Source organism: Variovorax sp. WS11, assembly GCF_010499245.1.
GTDB lineage: Bacteria > Pseudomonadota > Gammaproteobacteria > Burkholderiales > Burkholderiaceae_C > Variovorax.
On the sequence record NZ_JAAGOW010000001.1, the window covers coordinates 4116318 to 4132451 of the forward strand.

The 16134-nt window shown below is 68.2% G+C and carries 11 protein-coding genes; 2 read left to right on the top strand and 9 right to left on the bottom strand.

From position 1 onward, the window contains the following. The first annotated feature begins 7 nt into the window (after positions 1 to 7). The gene (gene mutT, locus GXN78_RS20150) at positions 8 to 433 is read left to right on the top strand and encodes an 8-oxo-dGTP diphosphatase MutT (protein WP_106554990.1); all 426 of its coding nucleotides are present in this window, start codon (positions 8 to 10) and stop codon (positions 431 to 433) included. On the opposite strand, the gene GXN78_RS20155 is transcribed toward mutT, so the two are convergent. The 9 genes from GXN78_RS20155 to GXN78_RS20195 form a co-directional block, all read right to left on the bottom strand. After that, positions 427 to 642 (bottom strand): DNA gyrase inhibitor YacG, encoded by a 216-nt coding sequence (locus tag GXN78_RS20155; RefSeq protein WP_106554989.1) that lies wholly within the window; start codon positions 640 to 642, stop codon positions 427 to 429. The genes mutT and GXN78_RS20155 overlap by 7 nt on opposite strands. A gap of 8 nt (positions 643 to 650) precedes the next feature. After that, a complete protein-coding gene (zapD, locus tag GXN78_RS20160) occupies positions 651 to 1406 on the bottom strand; it encodes a cell division protein ZapD (RefSeq protein WP_106554988.1) in 756 nt (251 codons plus the stop codon). Between the two features lie 37 nt (positions 1407 to 1443). Further along, positions 1444 to 2460, bottom strand: a complete 1017-nt coding sequence (locus tag GXN78_RS20165) for an HAD family hydrolase (RefSeq protein ID WP_106554987.1) — start codon at positions 2458 to 2460, stop codon at positions 1444 to 1446. 8 nt (positions 2461 to 2468) lie between these two features. Further along, positions 2469 to 3962 (bottom strand): MBOAT family protein, encoded by a 1494-nt coding sequence (locus GXN78_RS20170; RefSeq protein WP_106554986.1) that lies wholly within the window; start codon positions 3960 to 3962, stop codon positions 2469 to 2471. 84 nt (positions 3963 to 4046) lie between these two features. Next, entirely contained in the window at positions 4047 to 4685 is a 639-nt protein-coding gene (coaE, locus tag GXN78_RS20175; protein WP_106554985.1) for a dephospho-CoA kinase, read from the bottom strand. Next, the gene (locus GXN78_RS20180) at positions 4643 to 5608 is read right to left on the bottom strand and encodes an A24 family peptidase (RefSeq protein WP_106554984.1); all 966 of its coding nucleotides are present in this window, start codon (positions 5606 to 5608) and stop codon (positions 4643 to 4645) included. The genes coaE and GXN78_RS20180 overlap by 43 nt, the downstream gene beginning before the upstream one ends. Beyond that, positions 5608 to 6831, bottom strand: a complete 1224-nt coding sequence (locus GXN78_RS20185) for a type II secretion system F family protein (protein ID WP_106554983.1) — start codon at positions 6829 to 6831, stop codon at positions 5608 to 5610. The genes GXN78_RS20180 and GXN78_RS20185 overlap by 1 nt, the downstream gene beginning before the upstream one ends. A gap of 15 nt (positions 6832 to 6846) precedes the next feature. Then, on the bottom strand, positions 6847 to 8580 hold the full coding sequence (gene pilB, locus GXN78_RS20190) for a type IV-A pilus assembly ATPase PilB (protein WP_106554982.1): 1734 nt from the start codon (positions 8578 to 8580) through the stop codon (positions 6847 to 6849). A 251-nt stretch (positions 8581 to 8831) separates the two neighbouring features. Continuing rightward, complete coding sequence (locus tag GXN78_RS20195; RefSeq protein WP_106554981.1) at positions 8832 to 14801, bottom strand: MG2 domain-containing protein; 5970 nt, start codon at positions 14799 to 14801, stop codon at positions 8832 to 8834. 86 nt (positions 14802 to 14887) lie between these two features. Here GXN78_RS20195 and GXN78_RS20200 point away from each other — a divergent pair, with 86 nt between their 5' ends. Beyond that, complete coding sequence (locus GXN78_RS20200) at positions 14888 to 16129, top strand: glycosyltransferase (protein ID WP_106554980.1); 1242 nt, start codon at positions 14888 to 14890, stop codon at positions 16127 to 16129. Positions 16130 to 16134 lie beyond the last annotated feature (5 nt).

Genomic DNA, 16134 nt, shown 5'->3' on the forward strand with positions numbered 1-16134 from the left:
CACGGCCGTGGCGGACGCACGCAAGCACACCGAGGTGGCGGTCGGAATCCTGATCCGCGAGCAGGACGAGGCGCTGCTGCTGTCCACCCGCCCCGAAGGCAAGCCCTATGCCGGCTACTGGGAATTCCCGGGCGGCAAGATCGAGAGCGGCGAATCGATCGAGCAGGCGCTGCGGCGCGAACTGCACGAGGAGCTCGGCATCACCATCGATGCCGCCGAGGTCTGGAAGACCACCGAGCACGACTACCCGCACGCACTGGTGCGCCTGCACTGGTGCAAGGTGCGTGCGTGGCAAGGCGAGTTCGAGATGCGCGAGGGCCAGGCGATGCGCTGGCAACAACTGCCGCTGTCGGTGACGCCCGTGCTGCCGGGTGCGCTGCCGGTGCTCGACTGGCTGGCGCAGGAGCGCGGCCTGCCCGGGGCCGCCTACTGAAGCTTGGGGTCGCCGAAGGCCTCGTCGTCGGGCGGGGCATCCGCCGGCATGCGGAATTCCTCGGTGGCCCAGGCGCCGAGATCGATGCCCTTGCAGCGCGCGCTGCAGAAGGGGCGATAGGGGTTGCTCGGCCCGTAGACGCTGTCTTTGCCGCACGCAGGGCAGCGCACGATGCGCTCGCCGGCAGCCGTCTTCCTGCTCGTGCTCATCGAAACACTCAGGCGCAGAGGGTGAGCTCGAAGGGCGTGTCCTCCGCGCTCTGGTGTAGCCGGTCGTCGGCCTCGTGCCGCATCAGCCGCACCGACACCATGAGCCGGTTGCCGCTGATCTCGGGGATGAGCCCCAGCCGCGGATCGATGCGCAGCCGCAGCAGCTGGAAGCTGCGGCCCTGCGGCAAGTTCTGCTGGAACTGGCCGTTCGTCGCGATCACCTTGTAGGGCACGTCGGTGTCGCGCAGCAGCTTCAGCAGCAGGTAGATCGATTCAGCCAGCGGCGCGAGCGTGGAGGACCAGCGTTCCAGATCGGCCCGGCGCTCGTGGGCCTGGCGGTGCTGCCAGGCGTAGTAGGCGGGCAGGTCGAACTCGCAGGTGCCGCCGGGAATGCTGGCGCGGCTGCGGATGCTCATGAGCCACTCGTTCTCGGTCAGCGCCTGGCCGGCCTTGCCGGCAATCGTGTTGAGCGTCGCGAAGTTGGTTTCGAGCTTGCCGACCACCTGGTCCAGCACGGCCTCGGAAATCGCGGGGTTGCCGCGATAGCTGTTGAAGACGTTCTTGTGCTTGTCGAGGTCGCGCATCACGTCGGCCTTCAGGTCGGCGCGTGCGGCCACGTCCATGATCTCGAAGATCGTCACCAGCGCGTAGTGATGGGACAGGGCCGAGTCGGCAGGGACCAGTTCACCGAGGCGGCGGAACAGGTGCTCCAGCCGCAGGTAGGTCCGGATGCGCTCGTTGAAGGGGTATTCGTAGAGGATCACGTGTCTGTGGGTTTCCCGTCGCGGGATGATAAGCCTCTCACGGCGCCTTCGTCTGTGGGACGGGCAGCACTTCGCGCACCACGCCCAGCATGTACTCGCCCAGCGCCAGCTGTCCGTGCATGGACAGGTGGGTGTCGTTCGAGAAATAGAAGTCCTGCATCTGGTGGCCCTTTTCGCGCGCGAAGGCGTAGAGGTCGGGCCCGAGCTTCGCCTCGCGGAAGCCGTGAACGAAGTCCTTCGAGAAGTCGGGTCTGAGGAAGACGGTGGTCTTGTTGGGGATCACCATCCACAGCTGCGGGATGGCCTGGTGCTGCGCGGCAAAGCCCTTGATCCGGTCCAGCGTGCCCGTGGTCAGCGGGCCGTTGCCCTCGTCGTCGACGAAGACCGGCAGCTTGTTGCACTCGCGGTGGGAGAAGTACTTGCAGCCGTCCGGCAGCGGCCGGACCCAGGTGTTCTTGTTGAACAGGAGATCGACAGCCGAGTTCCTCGCGCGCCAGGAGTTGTAGTAGGCGGCCGGGCCGGTGTCGAAGCGCGCGCTCCAGTTCGGCAGGGCATCGGGGCCCGGAAGCTCGGCGGGCTTCACGAAAGGCTCGAGCTGGGATGAGAAGGGCTTGATGACCTTCTCGCAGGTCTGGCCACTCACCGTCCGCTCGTCGAGCAGGCGCTCTACGCTTTCGAAGATGATCAGCTTCCCCTTGAAGCCCGCGCGCTGGATCCACTGGTCGAAATCCTTGCACATCACCGTGCCGTACTGGCCCCAGTAGGTGGTGGCGACGCGGTAGCCGGCCTTCGCCAGCGAGGACTGCCAGTAGAGCGTCATCGAAAAACTGTCGCCGATGACCAGGATGTCAGCCTGGTCGACCGGCGCGGCCTTCAGGTAGGCGGGGGCGACCGTGGGGGCCGGCTTGGTCCAGCCGAAATCCTCTTCCGCCAGGTGGCCGATGCGGGTCAGGTCGCCATAGGGCGGGAGACTGGTGAGCGAGACGAGCCACATCACGAACACGGCCACGTAGCCGGTGACGAAGATGCGGAGCCAGACTTTTGCGAGCGTCATGGCGGTTTTCAGAATTGGAAGTACAGGAAGGGGCTGTAGCCGCCCAGCTTCGACACCGCCCAGGCGAACATCAGGAAGCTGCCGGCGGCAATCAGCACGGTCGAGCCCAGGGCCAGCACCCGGCTGCCGGCCACGGCCTGCGGATGGGGCACCCAGCGCTCGAGCGAGATGGTGGGCGGGAAGGCCAGGCAGATCAGCACGCCTATCAGCATCGTCCTGAAGAACTCGGACTTGCGGTAGGGCACCAGGCCCATCTCGCTGAAGGCGGTGGGCGGCGCGCCGTGCAGGCCCAGCATGCCCTTGTAGACCGCCACCGCCGTGTGCATGCCGTCGGCGCGGAAGACCACCCAGGCAATCATCACGCAGAGGAAGGTGAGCAGCCAGCCGAACACGCGTGCGATGGGCCCCGCCGGAACGTTGCGCCGCACCTTGGCGTTCCAGAGGTGGTTGACCATCAGGTAGGCACCGTGCAGCGCGCCCCAGATCACGAAGGTCCAGGCCGCGCCGTGCCAGAGCCCGCCCAGCAGCATGGTGAGGAACAGGTTCAGGTAGCGCCTGGCCTCGCCCTTGCGGTTGCCGCCCAGCGGCACATAGAGGTAGTCGCGCAGGAAGGTCGACAGCGAGATGTGCCAGCGGCGCCAGAACTCGATGATGTTGGTCGACTTGTAGGGCGAGCGGAAGTTGAGCGGCAGCTGCACGCCCAGGCACATCGACAGGCCGACCGCCATGTCCGAATAGCCCGAGAAGTCGAAGTAGATCTGCAGCGTGTAGGCGAGCACGCCGAACCACGCCGTGTAGAGCGTGGGCGCGAGGCCGCTGTGCGCCCCGTTGAACATCAGGTCGGAGTACTGGCCCATCGGGTCGGCGATCAGCAGCTTCTTGGCCAGGCCGAAGCTGAAGATCGCCAGGCCCAGCGCCACCTTGCGCGGGTCGGCCTTGTAGGTCTCCGGGTTGGCGAACTGCGGCATCATCTGCGCGTGGTGCAGGACCGGGCCCGCGATCAGGTGCGGGAAGTAGGTGACGAAGAGCGCGTAATGCACGAAGCTGCGCTCATGCACCTTGCCCTGCCAGCAGTCGACCAGGAAGGCGATCTGCGTGAAGGTGTAGAAGGAAATCCCGATCGGCAGCGCGATGTGCAGCATCGGGATGGGCGAGAAGCCGCTCGCCGCCAGCCCCTCGTTGACGTTCGACACGAAGAAGTTCGCGTACTTGAAGACCGCCAGCACGCCGAGGTTGACCACCAGGGCGACGATCAGCAGGCGCTTGCGCTGGGCGTCGTCGCGGCCCGGCCCGGGCGTGAGGCGCAGGCCGAACCAGTAGTTGATGCAGATCGAGGCGATCAGGAGCGGCATCGCCTTGACGCTCCACCAGCCGTAGAAGAAGAGCGAGGCGAGGGCCAGGAAGCCGGCCGCGGCGCGCGCGTTGCGTTGACCGATCAGGAAGAAGCCGAACAGGACGATCGGAAAAAAGACAAAGAGAAACGCGTGCGAATTGAAAAGCATCTCGGAGGGGGCGTGCACGCTGGCCTCGCGCGCCGCCTTCTTCTGTTCGGTGGGGGATCCGCCGCCGGGGCAGCAAACCCCGCATTATCGCTGGGCAGCCGGGTGCCAGGACAGAGCGCGGACTTCCAGCGCGAGTTCCTCGAGCGAGAGCGTTTCGTTGAAGATCACCGCGTCGGCGGCTGCGCGCCGCGCGCTGCGCTGCGCCTGCTGGGCGATGACGGCGCGCACCGCCTCGGGGGTCCAGCCCGAGCGGGCGATCACGCGCTGCAGCTGGGTCTCTTCGGTGGCGTCGACCACCAGCACGCGGTCGACCAGCGCGCGCCAGCGCCTCGATTCGACCAGCAGGGGCACGTCGAAGACGATCAGGCCCGGGCCGGCAGCGGCCGCCTGGGCCTCGCACTCGGCGCCGATCGCGGGGTGAAGAATGGCCTCGAGCCGCTGCTTGGCCGCGGGGTCGGCGAACGCCAGCGCACGCATCCGCGCGCGGTCCATGCTGCCGTCCGCAGCGACGACCGAGGGGCCGAAGGCGGCCGCGATCGCCGGCATCGCGGCGCCTTGCGGCTGGGTGATGGCGCGCGCGATGGCGTCGGTGTCGATCAGCGTGGCGCCGTCCGCGACCAGGATGGACGCGACCGTGCTCTTGCCGCTGCCGATGCCGCCGGTCAGGCCGATGCGCAGGCTCAGGACGTCAGTGCGCCCAGGGGAAAGGCGAAGGGGATCCATTGCCGCACAGTATCGGGCCCGGCGACGAGGCACACGAGCCCGGCGCCCGCCAGGAAGGGGCCGAAGGAGATGGGAACGTCCTTGTGGGCCAGCTTGCCGATCAGCAGCAGCAGGCTGCCGAGGATGGCGCCCACCAGGGACGACACCAGCACGATGGCGATGAGGTAGTCGGCGCCCAGCCAGGCGCCCAACGCCGCCAGGAGCTTGAAGTCGCCATAGCCCATGCCCTCCTTGCCGGTGGCGAGGCGGTAAGCGTGGTAGACCAGCCACAGGCTCAGGTAGCCGAACACGGCGCCCCAGACCGCGGACGCCAGCGGCACGCGTGTCAGGCCCGCCGCCGCGCCGATGAGGCCCAGCCAGAGCAGGGCATAGTTGAGCGAGTCGGGCAGGTACTGCGTGTCCAGGTCGATCAGGAACTGGCAGACCAGGAGCGCGGCGAAGGCGGCCCACAGTGCCGCGGTCGGCGACAGTCCGTGGCGCCAGGCGCACAGCGCGAACAGCGCCCCCATGACCAGTTCCACCAGCGGGTAGCGCGGGCTGATCGATGCCTTGCAGGCGCTGCAGCGTCCGCGCAGGAAGAGATAGCTGAGCACCGGCACGTTTTCGTACCAGCGGATCGCGTGGCCGCAGTGTCCGCAGCGCGAGGCCGGACGCGCCAGGCTGAACGGGGGCAGGGCTTCGACCGCCTTGGCCGCTTCGCCGACGGCTGCCTCGAGCGGGGGGGGCGTGTTCGTCTTCGGGCCGAACACCAGGCTCCACAGCGAAGGCACGCCATCGACCCTCATTAGGTTGCCCACGGCCTCGCCCAGCCACTGCCGGTACATCATGATCGGCGTGCGGTAGATCACCACGTTGAGGAAACTGCCGACGAGCAGCCCCAGCACGCCGGCCAGCGCGGCGTCGACCCCCTGCGACGGCAGCATCAGACGACCTGGCCGAGCTTGAAGATGGGCAGGTACATCGAGACCACGATGCCGCCGATGATCACGCCGAGGAACACGATGATGATCGGCTCCATCAGGCTCGACAGGCCCGCGACCATGTCATCGACCTCCGACTCGTAGAAGTCGGCCGCCTTGCCCAGCATGTGGTCGATGGAACCGGACTCCTCGCCGATGGCGGTCATCTGCAGCACCATCGAGGGGAAGAGGTTGGCGTTGGTCATGGCCATGGTCAGGCTGGTGCCGGTCGAGACCTCCTGCTGGATCTTGACCGTGGCATCGCTGTACACCGTGTTGCCCGAGGCGCCGCCCACCGAGTCGAGCGCCTCGACCAGCGGCACGCCGGCGGCGAACATGGTGGCCAGCGTGCGGGTCCAGCGCGCGACGCACGACTTGTCGATCAGCGTGCCGAAGATCGGCACGCGCAGCAGCAGGCGGTCCATGAAGCGCTGGACCTTCTCGTTGCGCTTCCAGGCCTGGAAGAAGAAGTAGAGGCCGCCGCCGATCACGCCGAAAATCAGCCACCAGTAGGCGACAAAGAACTCGCTCAGGGCCATGACGAAGAGCGTCGGCGCCGGCAGGTCGGCGCCGAAGGAGGTGAACACCTGCTTGAAGGCCGGGATCACGAAGATCATGATGATCGCCACCACCACGAAGGCCACCACCACCACCGAGGTCGGGTACATCAGCGCCGACTTGATCTTCGACTTGATGGCCTCCGTCTTCTCCATGTAGGTGGCCAGGCGGTCGAGCAGTTCTTCCAGGATACCCGCGGCCTCCCCGGCTTCCACCAGGTTGCAGTAGAGGCTGTCGAAGTACCTGGGGAACTTGCGGAAGGCGGAAGACAGCGAGGTGCCGGTCTCCACGTCGCTGCGGACGTCGTTGAGCAGCTTGGCCACGCTCGGGTTCGCGTTGCCGCGGCCCACGATGTCGAAAGCCTGCAGCAGTGGGACGCCCGCCTTCATCATGGTCGCCAGCTGGCGCGTGAAGATGGCGATGTCCTTGGGCTTGATGGCCTTGCCGGAGCGCATGCGCCGCTTCTTGATCTTCGAGGCCAGCACGCCCTGGCGCCGCAGCGCGGCCTGGACCTGGTTCTCTCCGGCGGCGCGGATCTCTCCGCGCACCACCTTGCCGTTGCGGTCCTTGCCTTCCCATTCGAAGACGAATTCCTTGAGCGTTGCCCGGGATGCTGCTGCCGTTGCCATTCGATGTCCGCTTCTCTATTCGTTGGTGACCGCGAGCACTTCTTCGAGCGAAGTCAGGCCCTGCATGACCTTCCGGAGTCCGGACTGGCGCAGGGAGCGCACGCCCTCGGCTTCGGACTGCTTGGCGATATCGAGCGCGCTTCCGTCGCGCAGGATGATTTGCTGGATTTCCTCGGAGATCGGCATCACCTGGTAGATGCCGACGCGGCCCTTGTAGCCGCCGTTGCAGGCCGAGCAGCCGACGGGCTTGTAGGGCTTCCAGGTGCCGTCGATCTCGCGGTCCTTGAAGCCGGCTTCGAGCAGGGCTTCCCTGGGCACCTCGGTCGGCGCCTTGCACACGGTGCACAGGCGGCGCGCCAGCCGCTGCGCGGTGATCAGGATCACGCTGGAGGCGATGTTGAAGGGCGCGATGCCCATGTTGCGCATCCGAGTCAGCGTGGTCGGGGCGTCATTGGTGTGCAGGGTGGAGAGCACCAGGTGGCCGGTCTGCGCGGCCTTGATCGAGATGTCGGCGGTTTCCAGGTCGCGGATTTCGCCGACCATGATGATGTCCGGATCCTGGCGCAGGAAGGCGCGCAGCGCGGTCGCGAAGGTCAGGCCTGCCTTGTCGTTGACGTTGACCTGGTTGACGCCGGGCAGGTTGATTTCGGATGGATCCTCGGCCGTGGCGATGTTGACGCCCGGCTTGTTCAGCAGGTTCAGGCAGGTGTAGAGCGACACCGTCTTGCCCGAGCCCGTCGGCCCGGTGACCAGCACCATGCCGTAGGGGCGGCCGATGGCCTGCAGCAGCCGCTCCTTCTCGTCGGGGTCGTAGCCCAGGGCGTCGATGCCCAGGCGTGCGCTGCTCGGGTCGAGGATACGCACCACGATCTTCTCGCCGAACAGCGTGGGCAGGGTGCTGACGCGAAAGTCGATCACCCGGTCGGGGCCGATCTTGAGCTTCATGCGGCCGTCCTGCGGCACGCGCTTCTCGGAGATGTCCAGGCGCGAGATCACCTTGATGCGCGAGGCCAGCTTGTCCTTGATGACGGTGGGCGGCGCCGCGATCTCGCGCAGCTCGCCGTCGACCCGGAAGCGCACCCGGTACTGGTGCTCGTAGGGCTCGAAGTGGATGTCCGATGCGCGCATGCTGAAGGCGTCGAGCAGCATCTTGTGCAGGAAGCGGACGACCGGTGCGTCCTCGACCTCGGCGACCGCCGCTTCGCTCGCGTCGGCGCTTTCGGCGATCGAGGAGTCGTCGAACTCGAACTCGGCGCCGACGATGCTGTCGATGGTTTCGGCGGCACTGGCCGCCGCCGCCTCGATCATGCGGGAGAGCTTGTCGTACTCGGCGACGACCCAGTCCACGCCCATTTGCGAGGCGAACTTTATTTTTTCCGCCGCCTGCTGATCGGAGGGGTCGGCTGTTGCAACAATGAGACGATTGTTCCGCTTGCTCAGCACCACGACCCGGTAGGCCTGGCACAACTTCGAGTCCAGCAGGTCCTTGGGCAGGCGCTGCTGATCGATTGCATCGAGGTCGAGCAGGGGGGCGCCGAAGGCGCTCGACAGGGTATGGGCGAGATCGGCCGCCGAGACGGCGCCGGTGCCGGTCAGCTCGGCAATAAAGCTGCTGCGCCCACTGAGCGACTTCTGGTAGATCTCCTCCGCGGTCTTCGCCGGCAGCTTGCCGGCGGAGATCAAGGCGCGCGCCAGGCCGGGCAGGGCGATGGACGAGCTTTCTTTGATGAGAGGTTCAGCGGCAGCCATTCAGTGGAATGTAACAAGACGTGAAAAAGTGCGTCACGATCATCGCCGATCACCCAGGGGCTGTAAACCGCGCCGCCGGCCCAGGGTGCGGAGCATTTTGCACTTGCAGCCGGAAAGACGCGTCGAAATGAATGCCTTCGGGTGAATGGCTCCTGCTGAAAATTCTCGACTTTCAGCGCTCGAAACGAGGCGCCAGTTTAGGCCTAAACCGGGCTGCCGCTTCGTCGTTCGAGGCGAGTGCTCGCGCCCCGCTATCTGGCCGCCTGCACTTTCACACGCTCGTTCGGGAGTTCCCCGAACATCTCCGGCGCATACAAGGCCTCGACCCGGCTGGGCGGCAACGCGAACTCGCCCACGTTGTTCAACCGCACCGTGTACTCCATCTTGACCACGCCCTTGGGGAGGTACTCGTAGTAGCTGCGGAAGGCCTCGAAACTGCGCTCCTCGAAGGCCGGCCAGCCGGTGCCCGAGCGCTTCTCGCCCTGGGTCGCGATCTGCGAGTCGCGGCCCAGCCCGCTGCCCAGGATGGTGGCGCCGCCCGGGATCGGGTCGGTGATCGCGACCCAGGTCATGTCGGCGCTGGCATTGACCTCCAGGCTGACGCGCAGCACGTCGCCGCGCGTGTAGACGCCCTGGATCGCCTGCTCGACCGGCGTGACGGTCTTCTTGATCGCATACCCGGCCGCGAAAGGCGCCTTCAGCTGGACCGCCGCGATGGACTGCAGCGTGAGCCACGGCTTGCCACTGCCGCTCTGCGTGACCAGCAGCGTATCGCGTGCGGCCGGGGCCGCCGCCGGCCAGGGCAGGAACATGCTGTTGTTGCGCAGGTTGCCGGGTGCGGCGGGCGCGCCGAAGGCAGTGCGCTGGTTCGGCGCGCCGGCCGGGTCGCTGGCCTTGATGCGCTCGACCTTGCTCCAGTCCACCTGGGCCTTGGTGCCGCCCAGGTTGGCCGCGGTGACGCCTGCGACCGGTGCGCTCTCGAACTGCTTCGAGAACTTCTCGAGCGCCAGGCCGCCCCAGAGGTTGGCGGTGGTGGTGTGCCAGGCGCCGTTCTGCTGGCGGCCGATGAAGCCGACGGCGAGCCGGCCGATGTCGTCCTTCCACGCCGGGTCGTCCAGCACGGTGAGCAGCAGGCGCGCGGTGTTGACGTCGCCATTGGCCATCAGCCACCACCAGTAGTCGTCGCGCTCGGTGCTGAAGATCAACTTGGTGCCCTGGTAGCTCAGGCGCGCCTTCAGCACGTTGTTCGCTTCCTCGAGCCGCTGCTGGCGCTGCGGCACGTCCGGCACGCGCTTGAGGATGTTGATCCAGTCGAGCACCGCGCCGGTCGGCCACTGGTTGGGCGCGATGGCGATGCTGCTGGTCATGCGGCCCTGCACCTTGCCGTAGCGCGAGAGCGCTTCCAGGGCCGCGAGCTTGCGCACGTCCAGGTCCTTGCGCGGGCTCCAGAACTCGCGCTGGATGCGGCCTTCGACGAAGGCGATCAGGCCCTGTTCCATCGGCGCCCGCGCCGCGTCGGGCAGGGCGAAGGCCGCATCGAGCGCGGCCGCCTCGTGGGTGGCCGCGAGCAGGTAGGCCGTCAGGATGTCGCTGCCGCGGTTGGCCTCGCCGTCGCGCGGCGGGAAGTAGCTGGCCAGGCCGTCGCCGTCCAGGTAGCTGGGCAACTGTGCGGCCACGGTCTGCCAGGCCTTGCCGTCGCGCAGGCCGATGGACTTGCTGGTCTTCTGTTCCAGGCAGGCGTAAGGGTAGGCGGCGAACCAGTCGCGAACCCCGGTCAGGCCCTCGGCCAGCCGCGGCTGCAGCGAGAGCCTGAGCCCGCCGCGGCCGGGCAGGGCGTCCGCCGGCGGCGCGACGTCGAGGGTGAAGGGGCCGTCCAACTGCACCAGCGTGGCCTGCTGCACCGTAAGCGGCACGGCCGGCACGATGCGCTGGCGCACCTTGAGCGCGTCGCGCGCGCCGCCGATCTGGTCCTTGGCCTCGATCTCCCACAGGAGGGCCTCGGCACGCGTCTGCGCAAGCTGGGCCGGCGCGGTCACCATCCAGGCCAGCTCGCGGGCCGCGCCGGCCGGAACGTCGACTATCTGCGGTTCCAGCTTCAACAGCGTGGCGCGTGGTGCCGCCTCCACCTTCATGGCTTTCTGGGTGGTGTTGCGCAAGGTGATCTGGGCGCGGAACTGATCGTCCTCCCTCACCAGCGGCGGCAGGCCGCTGACGATCTGCAGATCTTGCGTGGCCTGGATCGAGGCCTGGCCGGTGCCGAACAGGCCCGTGCCGGCATCCGCCACCGCGACGATTTTGAAGGTGGTCAGCGCATCGTTGAGCGGCACCGTCACCGTCGCCTGGCCATTGGCGTCCAGCACCACGGCCGGATTCCACAACAGCAGCGTGTCGAGCAGCTCGCGTGTCTGGCCCTTGCCCCCGCCGCCGCCGGCCGGCACCGCCTTGCGGCCGTAGTGCCGGCGGCCCACGATCTCCATCTGCGCGGTGGAGGTGGAGACGCCCCAGCTGCGCCGCTGCAGCATGGCCTCGAGCAGCTTCCAGCTGTCGTTGGGCATCAGCTCCAGCAGGGCTTGGTCGACCGCCGCCAGCGCCACCTCGGCGCCCGCGGCGGGCTTGCCATCCGGCAGCTTGGCCGAGATCGTGACCAGCGCCTTGCCGCGCACCGGGTAGCTGGGCTTGTCGCTCGCCACCTTCACGTCGAGCTGGTGGGCCTGCGTGCCGACGCGGATCTCGGCCAGCCCGAGCCGGAAGGCCGGCTTGCTGAGGTCGACGAGCGCGGTCGGCGCCACGTACTCCTTGCCCTCGTACCAGAAGGCGGTCCACCATTCGCGCGGCGCCTTGAAGCCCCAGGTGAAGAAGCTGTACCACGGCACCTCGCGCAGCCGCCCGCGCAGCGCGAGCACGCTCACGTACGCGTTGGGGCCCCATTCGGGCTTGACCTGCAGCGTGACCGTCGGGTCCTTGCCGTCCAGCCGCACGACCTGCGTCTCGATCACGCCCTCGCGCTCGACCGACACCAGCGCGGTCGCGAAGCGGAAGGGGCTGCGCACCTGGAAGCGGGCGGTCTCGCCGGGCTGGTAGTTCTTCTTCTCGGGCAAGACGTCGATGCGGTCGTGGTCCTCTCCGCCGAACCACAGCTCACCCTGCCGGGTGACGTAGACCGAGCTCGCGGCGCGGCTGTCGCGCCCATCCTTGTCGGTGGCGCTGGCGATCAGCTCGACCTGGCCGGACTCCTTGAGCTCGGCCTCGCACAGCAGCAGGCCGCGCGCATCGCTCTTGCCGCTGCAGACCGTGCCGATCTCCTTCACCTCGGTCTTGTTGTCGTAGGTGTAGAAGCCGCCCACCATGCGCTTGCGGCTGGTGGCGGTGATGCGCGCGATGGCGCGCACGTTGAGCGTCACGCCTTCCTGCGGCTTGCCGGCGAGGTCCAGGGCCAGGGCCTGGAACTTCAGCTTCTGGCCTGTCGAGACCCAGCCCTCGGTCTTGACGCCGGCGATCACGGCCGCGGGCCACAGCGCCTGCACGCTGCGCAGCGTCTGCACCTCGCCGTTGGGATCGGCGTAGGTGGCTTCGAGCAGCAGCTCGCGCGGCGTCGCCTTGGCCAGCGGGATCTTCTCGATGGTGAGCTTGCCCGCGCCGTCCTTGTCGAGCGTGAGCGGCAGCTTGTCGGCCACCACGCGCAGCTCCTGCGAGGCCGAATCCGCCTCCTCGGCGTCGGCCGCGGCCGTCCCGTCCTTGCGTGGCGGCGCGAAGCTGAAGCTGTCGAAGTCGGCGAAGGCGAGGCTCTTGGCCCGCACCGCCGCCGACACGCGCACCGGCAGGTGGACCGCGCCGCCGCCAGCCACGTAGTTGATCTGCACGTCGGTGGGCAGCGAGGTCGCGGCCACCAGCGGCTTCTTCTCGGCCGGCGCGATGCGGCCCTCGAGCACCGGCAGGCGGAATTCCTCGACGCGGAACTGGCCGGTGCCGTAGCTGCGCCGGCCGCCGTCCTCGCCATCGCCGGCGCTGGCGTCCTTGCCGTTGCGCAGCTCGACCTGGTAGAGGCCGAGCTTGGCTGCCGGCGGGATCGCGAAGGTGTTCTCGCCGCTCTGGCCGCCGGTCGCGGTCTTGCGCCATTGGAGCGGCTGGGTGTACTGCTGGCCGCTGCCCACGTGCGTCACGATCAGGGTGTCGGGCAGCGTCTTCGGCAGGCCGAAGCCTTCGCGGGTCTGGGTGCGGATCAGGTGCTTCATCGACACCGTCTCGCCGGCGCGCAGCAGCGTGCGGTCGAAGATGGTGTGGGCCACGCGGTCGGGCTCCGGCTCCAGGCTGGTGGGCACGTTGAAGCGCCAGGGCTCGATGCCGCGCTGCCAGTCGCTCCAGGTGAAGGCGAGGTCTTCCACGCCGGCCTCGTCCTTGGCGCGGGCGCTGACGAACCAGGCGTCGCTGCTGTAGTCCTCCTCGCTGGAGCAGCTCGGCGGGCTGGGCGGGATGCCCGCCAGCTGCACCAGCCCGCGCGCGTCGGTGGTGCCCGACGCGACCTCCTTGCCGTTGCAGTCCGAAACGCGCACAGCGGCATGGGCCACCACCTTGCCCTTGTCCAGCGTCGTGACCCAGGCGAGCGCGTTCTCGCGGCCCAGCTTGAAATGCACCGCCAGGTTGGTGGCCAGCGCCGTGGTGCGCACGTACATCGTGCGGCCGGCGCCGTAGCGCTCGTCCAGCAGCGTGTCGCCCAGCTTCTGCGAGGCGATCTCCAGCACGTGGAAGCCCGGCGTGAGCGGGATGCCGATCACCTCGAAGGGCCGGGGGTCGCCGCCTTCGGCCTGGGGCATGTCGAGGGTCTTCACGCCCGACTGACCGCCGAGCAGCGACACCATGCGGGTCTGGACGCTGTCGCGGTCGTCCTTGTCGATCACCTTGGGCAGCGCGCCCTTGACGTCGCGCGCCGCCTGCGTGCGCGAGAGGGTGTAGTTGCTGTCGTAGCGCCGCACCTTGCGGAACCAGGCGATGATTTCCGCGTCGGTCCGCGGATTCATGTCGCTGACCTTGCCAGGCGTCAGCGCCTGCACCTGCAGCGCCGGCTCGACGCGCCGCACCGTGACCGGCATCAGCGCCGTGCCGCCGGGCTCGGCCAGGCGCTCGATCACGCCGAAGGGCGAGGCCGCGAACTTGGCCAGCGGCGGCATGGCGCCGGTCGCGACCTTCAGCGGAAAGCTGTCGGGCGAGGCCAGGGCGCGGCCCGAAGCATCCTCGAACTTGGCCGGCAGCGTGATGGTGAAGGGCGTCTGCTCCGCGAAGGGCGGCGGGAAGCTCACCGAATCGACCACCGCGTCCTCGTCCTTGGACGTGTTCTCGTCGTCGAACCTGGGCTTGAGAGTCTTGCCCCCGCCCTGCAGGGTGATCTGTGCCGCCAGCTTGCGCGCCACCGGCGCGTTGAACTGCAGCACCATCGGCTTGAGCGGCAGGCAGGCCGACTGCGCGTTCTCGCGCTCGCAGCTGAAGGAGACCGCGAAGGGCTCGCGCACCTCGAAGTTGAGGCGCCGCTCGACCGCATTGGCCACGCCGGAGGGCGTGGCCACGCCCTTGCCGTACACCAGCTGCAGACGCCCGCCCGGGCTCAGCCGGCGATTGCACTGCAGCGTGACGAAGCGCAGCGGCGCCTTCTCGGCTTCCTTGTCGCGGCCGAAGGCCTTGAGCAGGGCCTGGCGCTGCGCACCCTCGACCAGGCGCACCGGGATGCGCTCGCCCACGCCGTCGGCCTGGCACCAGATGTTGTCGCGCACGCTCTCCAGCGTGGCCGGGCCGTTGAGCTCCAGCATGAACTGCTGCTCTTCGTCGATCTTGCCGTAGCTGGGCTGCCAGTTGCGCACGAAGGGGCCGCCGCTCGAGAACTGGTAGCGCTCCGGCCCCGTCAGGTCCGCCCCCGAGGCCGACTTGAAGCCCGCGATCCGCGTGACCGTGCAGCGCACGCCCGGCGGCAGGTCGTTCTCGAAGTCCCAGACCCACTGCTTCTCGCCGGTCCACCGGCCCGTGCCCTTGCCGGCCTGCGCGTCGCTGCAGCTGACGGCGAGCGGGGCGGGCGCCTTGGGGTCGCCGAAGTTGACGGCCGCCTGGTCGAACTTCGCGACCACTTGCCGGATCCGGGCCACCTCACCCTGCGGCGTGAGGCTGGCGATCTGCAGCGCATGGGCGCCGAGGCTGCAAAAAAGGGTCAGGGCGGCGACTGCAAAGGTCCGCGTCATTGTTCTCGTTTTCAAGGGCTTCTCCTTCGGGTGCGCAGGGTAGCGCAACTCTGGAGCGCCACAGGCGTCCACTATGATCGATCGATATGAAACTGCTGTTCAGCCACCCCGCAGGCAACCAGAACGTGCGCGCCATGCTCGACGGGCTGGAGGCCGCCGGAATGCTCGCGCGTTTCACGACCACCCTGGCGGTCGAGCCTGACAACATGGCCCTGAAACTGGTGCCCCAGGGCCTGAGCCGTGACCTGCTGCGGCGGCGCTTCAACATCCCGCGCGAGAAGATCCTTCAGCACCCCTGGCGCGAGCTGGCGCGGGCCGTCTGCTCCCGGGCCGGCTGGAACTACTGGCTGCGCCACGAGCAGGGCTTCGCCTCCATCGACGGCGTGCTGCAGGACTTCGACCGCTTCAGCGCCCGCGCCCTGCCAAGGCTGCACCGGCGCCTCGGCCTCGGCGCCGTCTACACCTACGAGGACTCCGCGCTCGACACCTTCCGGGCCGCCAAGGACCTGGGCCTGAAATGCGTGTACGACCTGCCCATCTCGTACTGGGAGGTCGGCCGCAAGCTGATGGAAGAGGAGGTCCAGCGCCTGCCGGCCTGGGCCCATGCACTGGGCGGCGGCATGGCCGATTCGCCGGCCAAGCTGGAGCGCAAGGCGCGCGAGCTGGAGCTGGCCGACCTGGTGGTGGTGCCCAGCCGATTCGTGGCCGACTCCCTGCCCGCCTGGGCCGGGCAGAAGACCCGGGTGCTGTCGCCCTTCGGCTCGCCGTTGCCGCCGATCGCGCCCGCGCGCAAGGTGGTCGACCCCTCGAAGCCGCTGCGCGTGCTCTTCGTGGGCTCGATGGGGCAGCGCAAGGGCCTGGGCGACCTGTTCCAGGCCATGCACCTGCTCAAGGGCGAGAACATCGAGCTGGTCGTGATGGGCTCGCTGTTGAACGAGCCTGCCTTCTACCGCGGCCAGTACGCCGACTTCACCCTCGAGAAGGGGCGCCCCCATGCCGAGGTGCTGGCCCTGATGCGCAGCTGCGACGTGTTCTGCCTGCCCTCGCTCTACGAAGGCCGCGCGCTGGTGATGCAGGAGGCGATGAGCCAGGGCCTGCCGATCGTGATCACGCCCAACACCGGCGGCGACGACCTTGTGATCGAGGGCAAGACCGGCTTCCTGGTGCCGATCCGCTCGCCCGAGAAGATCGCCGAGAAGCTCGCCTGGTTCAACCAGAACCGGCAGGAACTCCCGGCCATGAGCGAGGCCGCCGTGCAGCATGCGGCCAGCTACACCTGGAAGAAGTACAGCGAGGTCGTGATCGACGCCATCCGCAAGCTGGCGTAGCACCG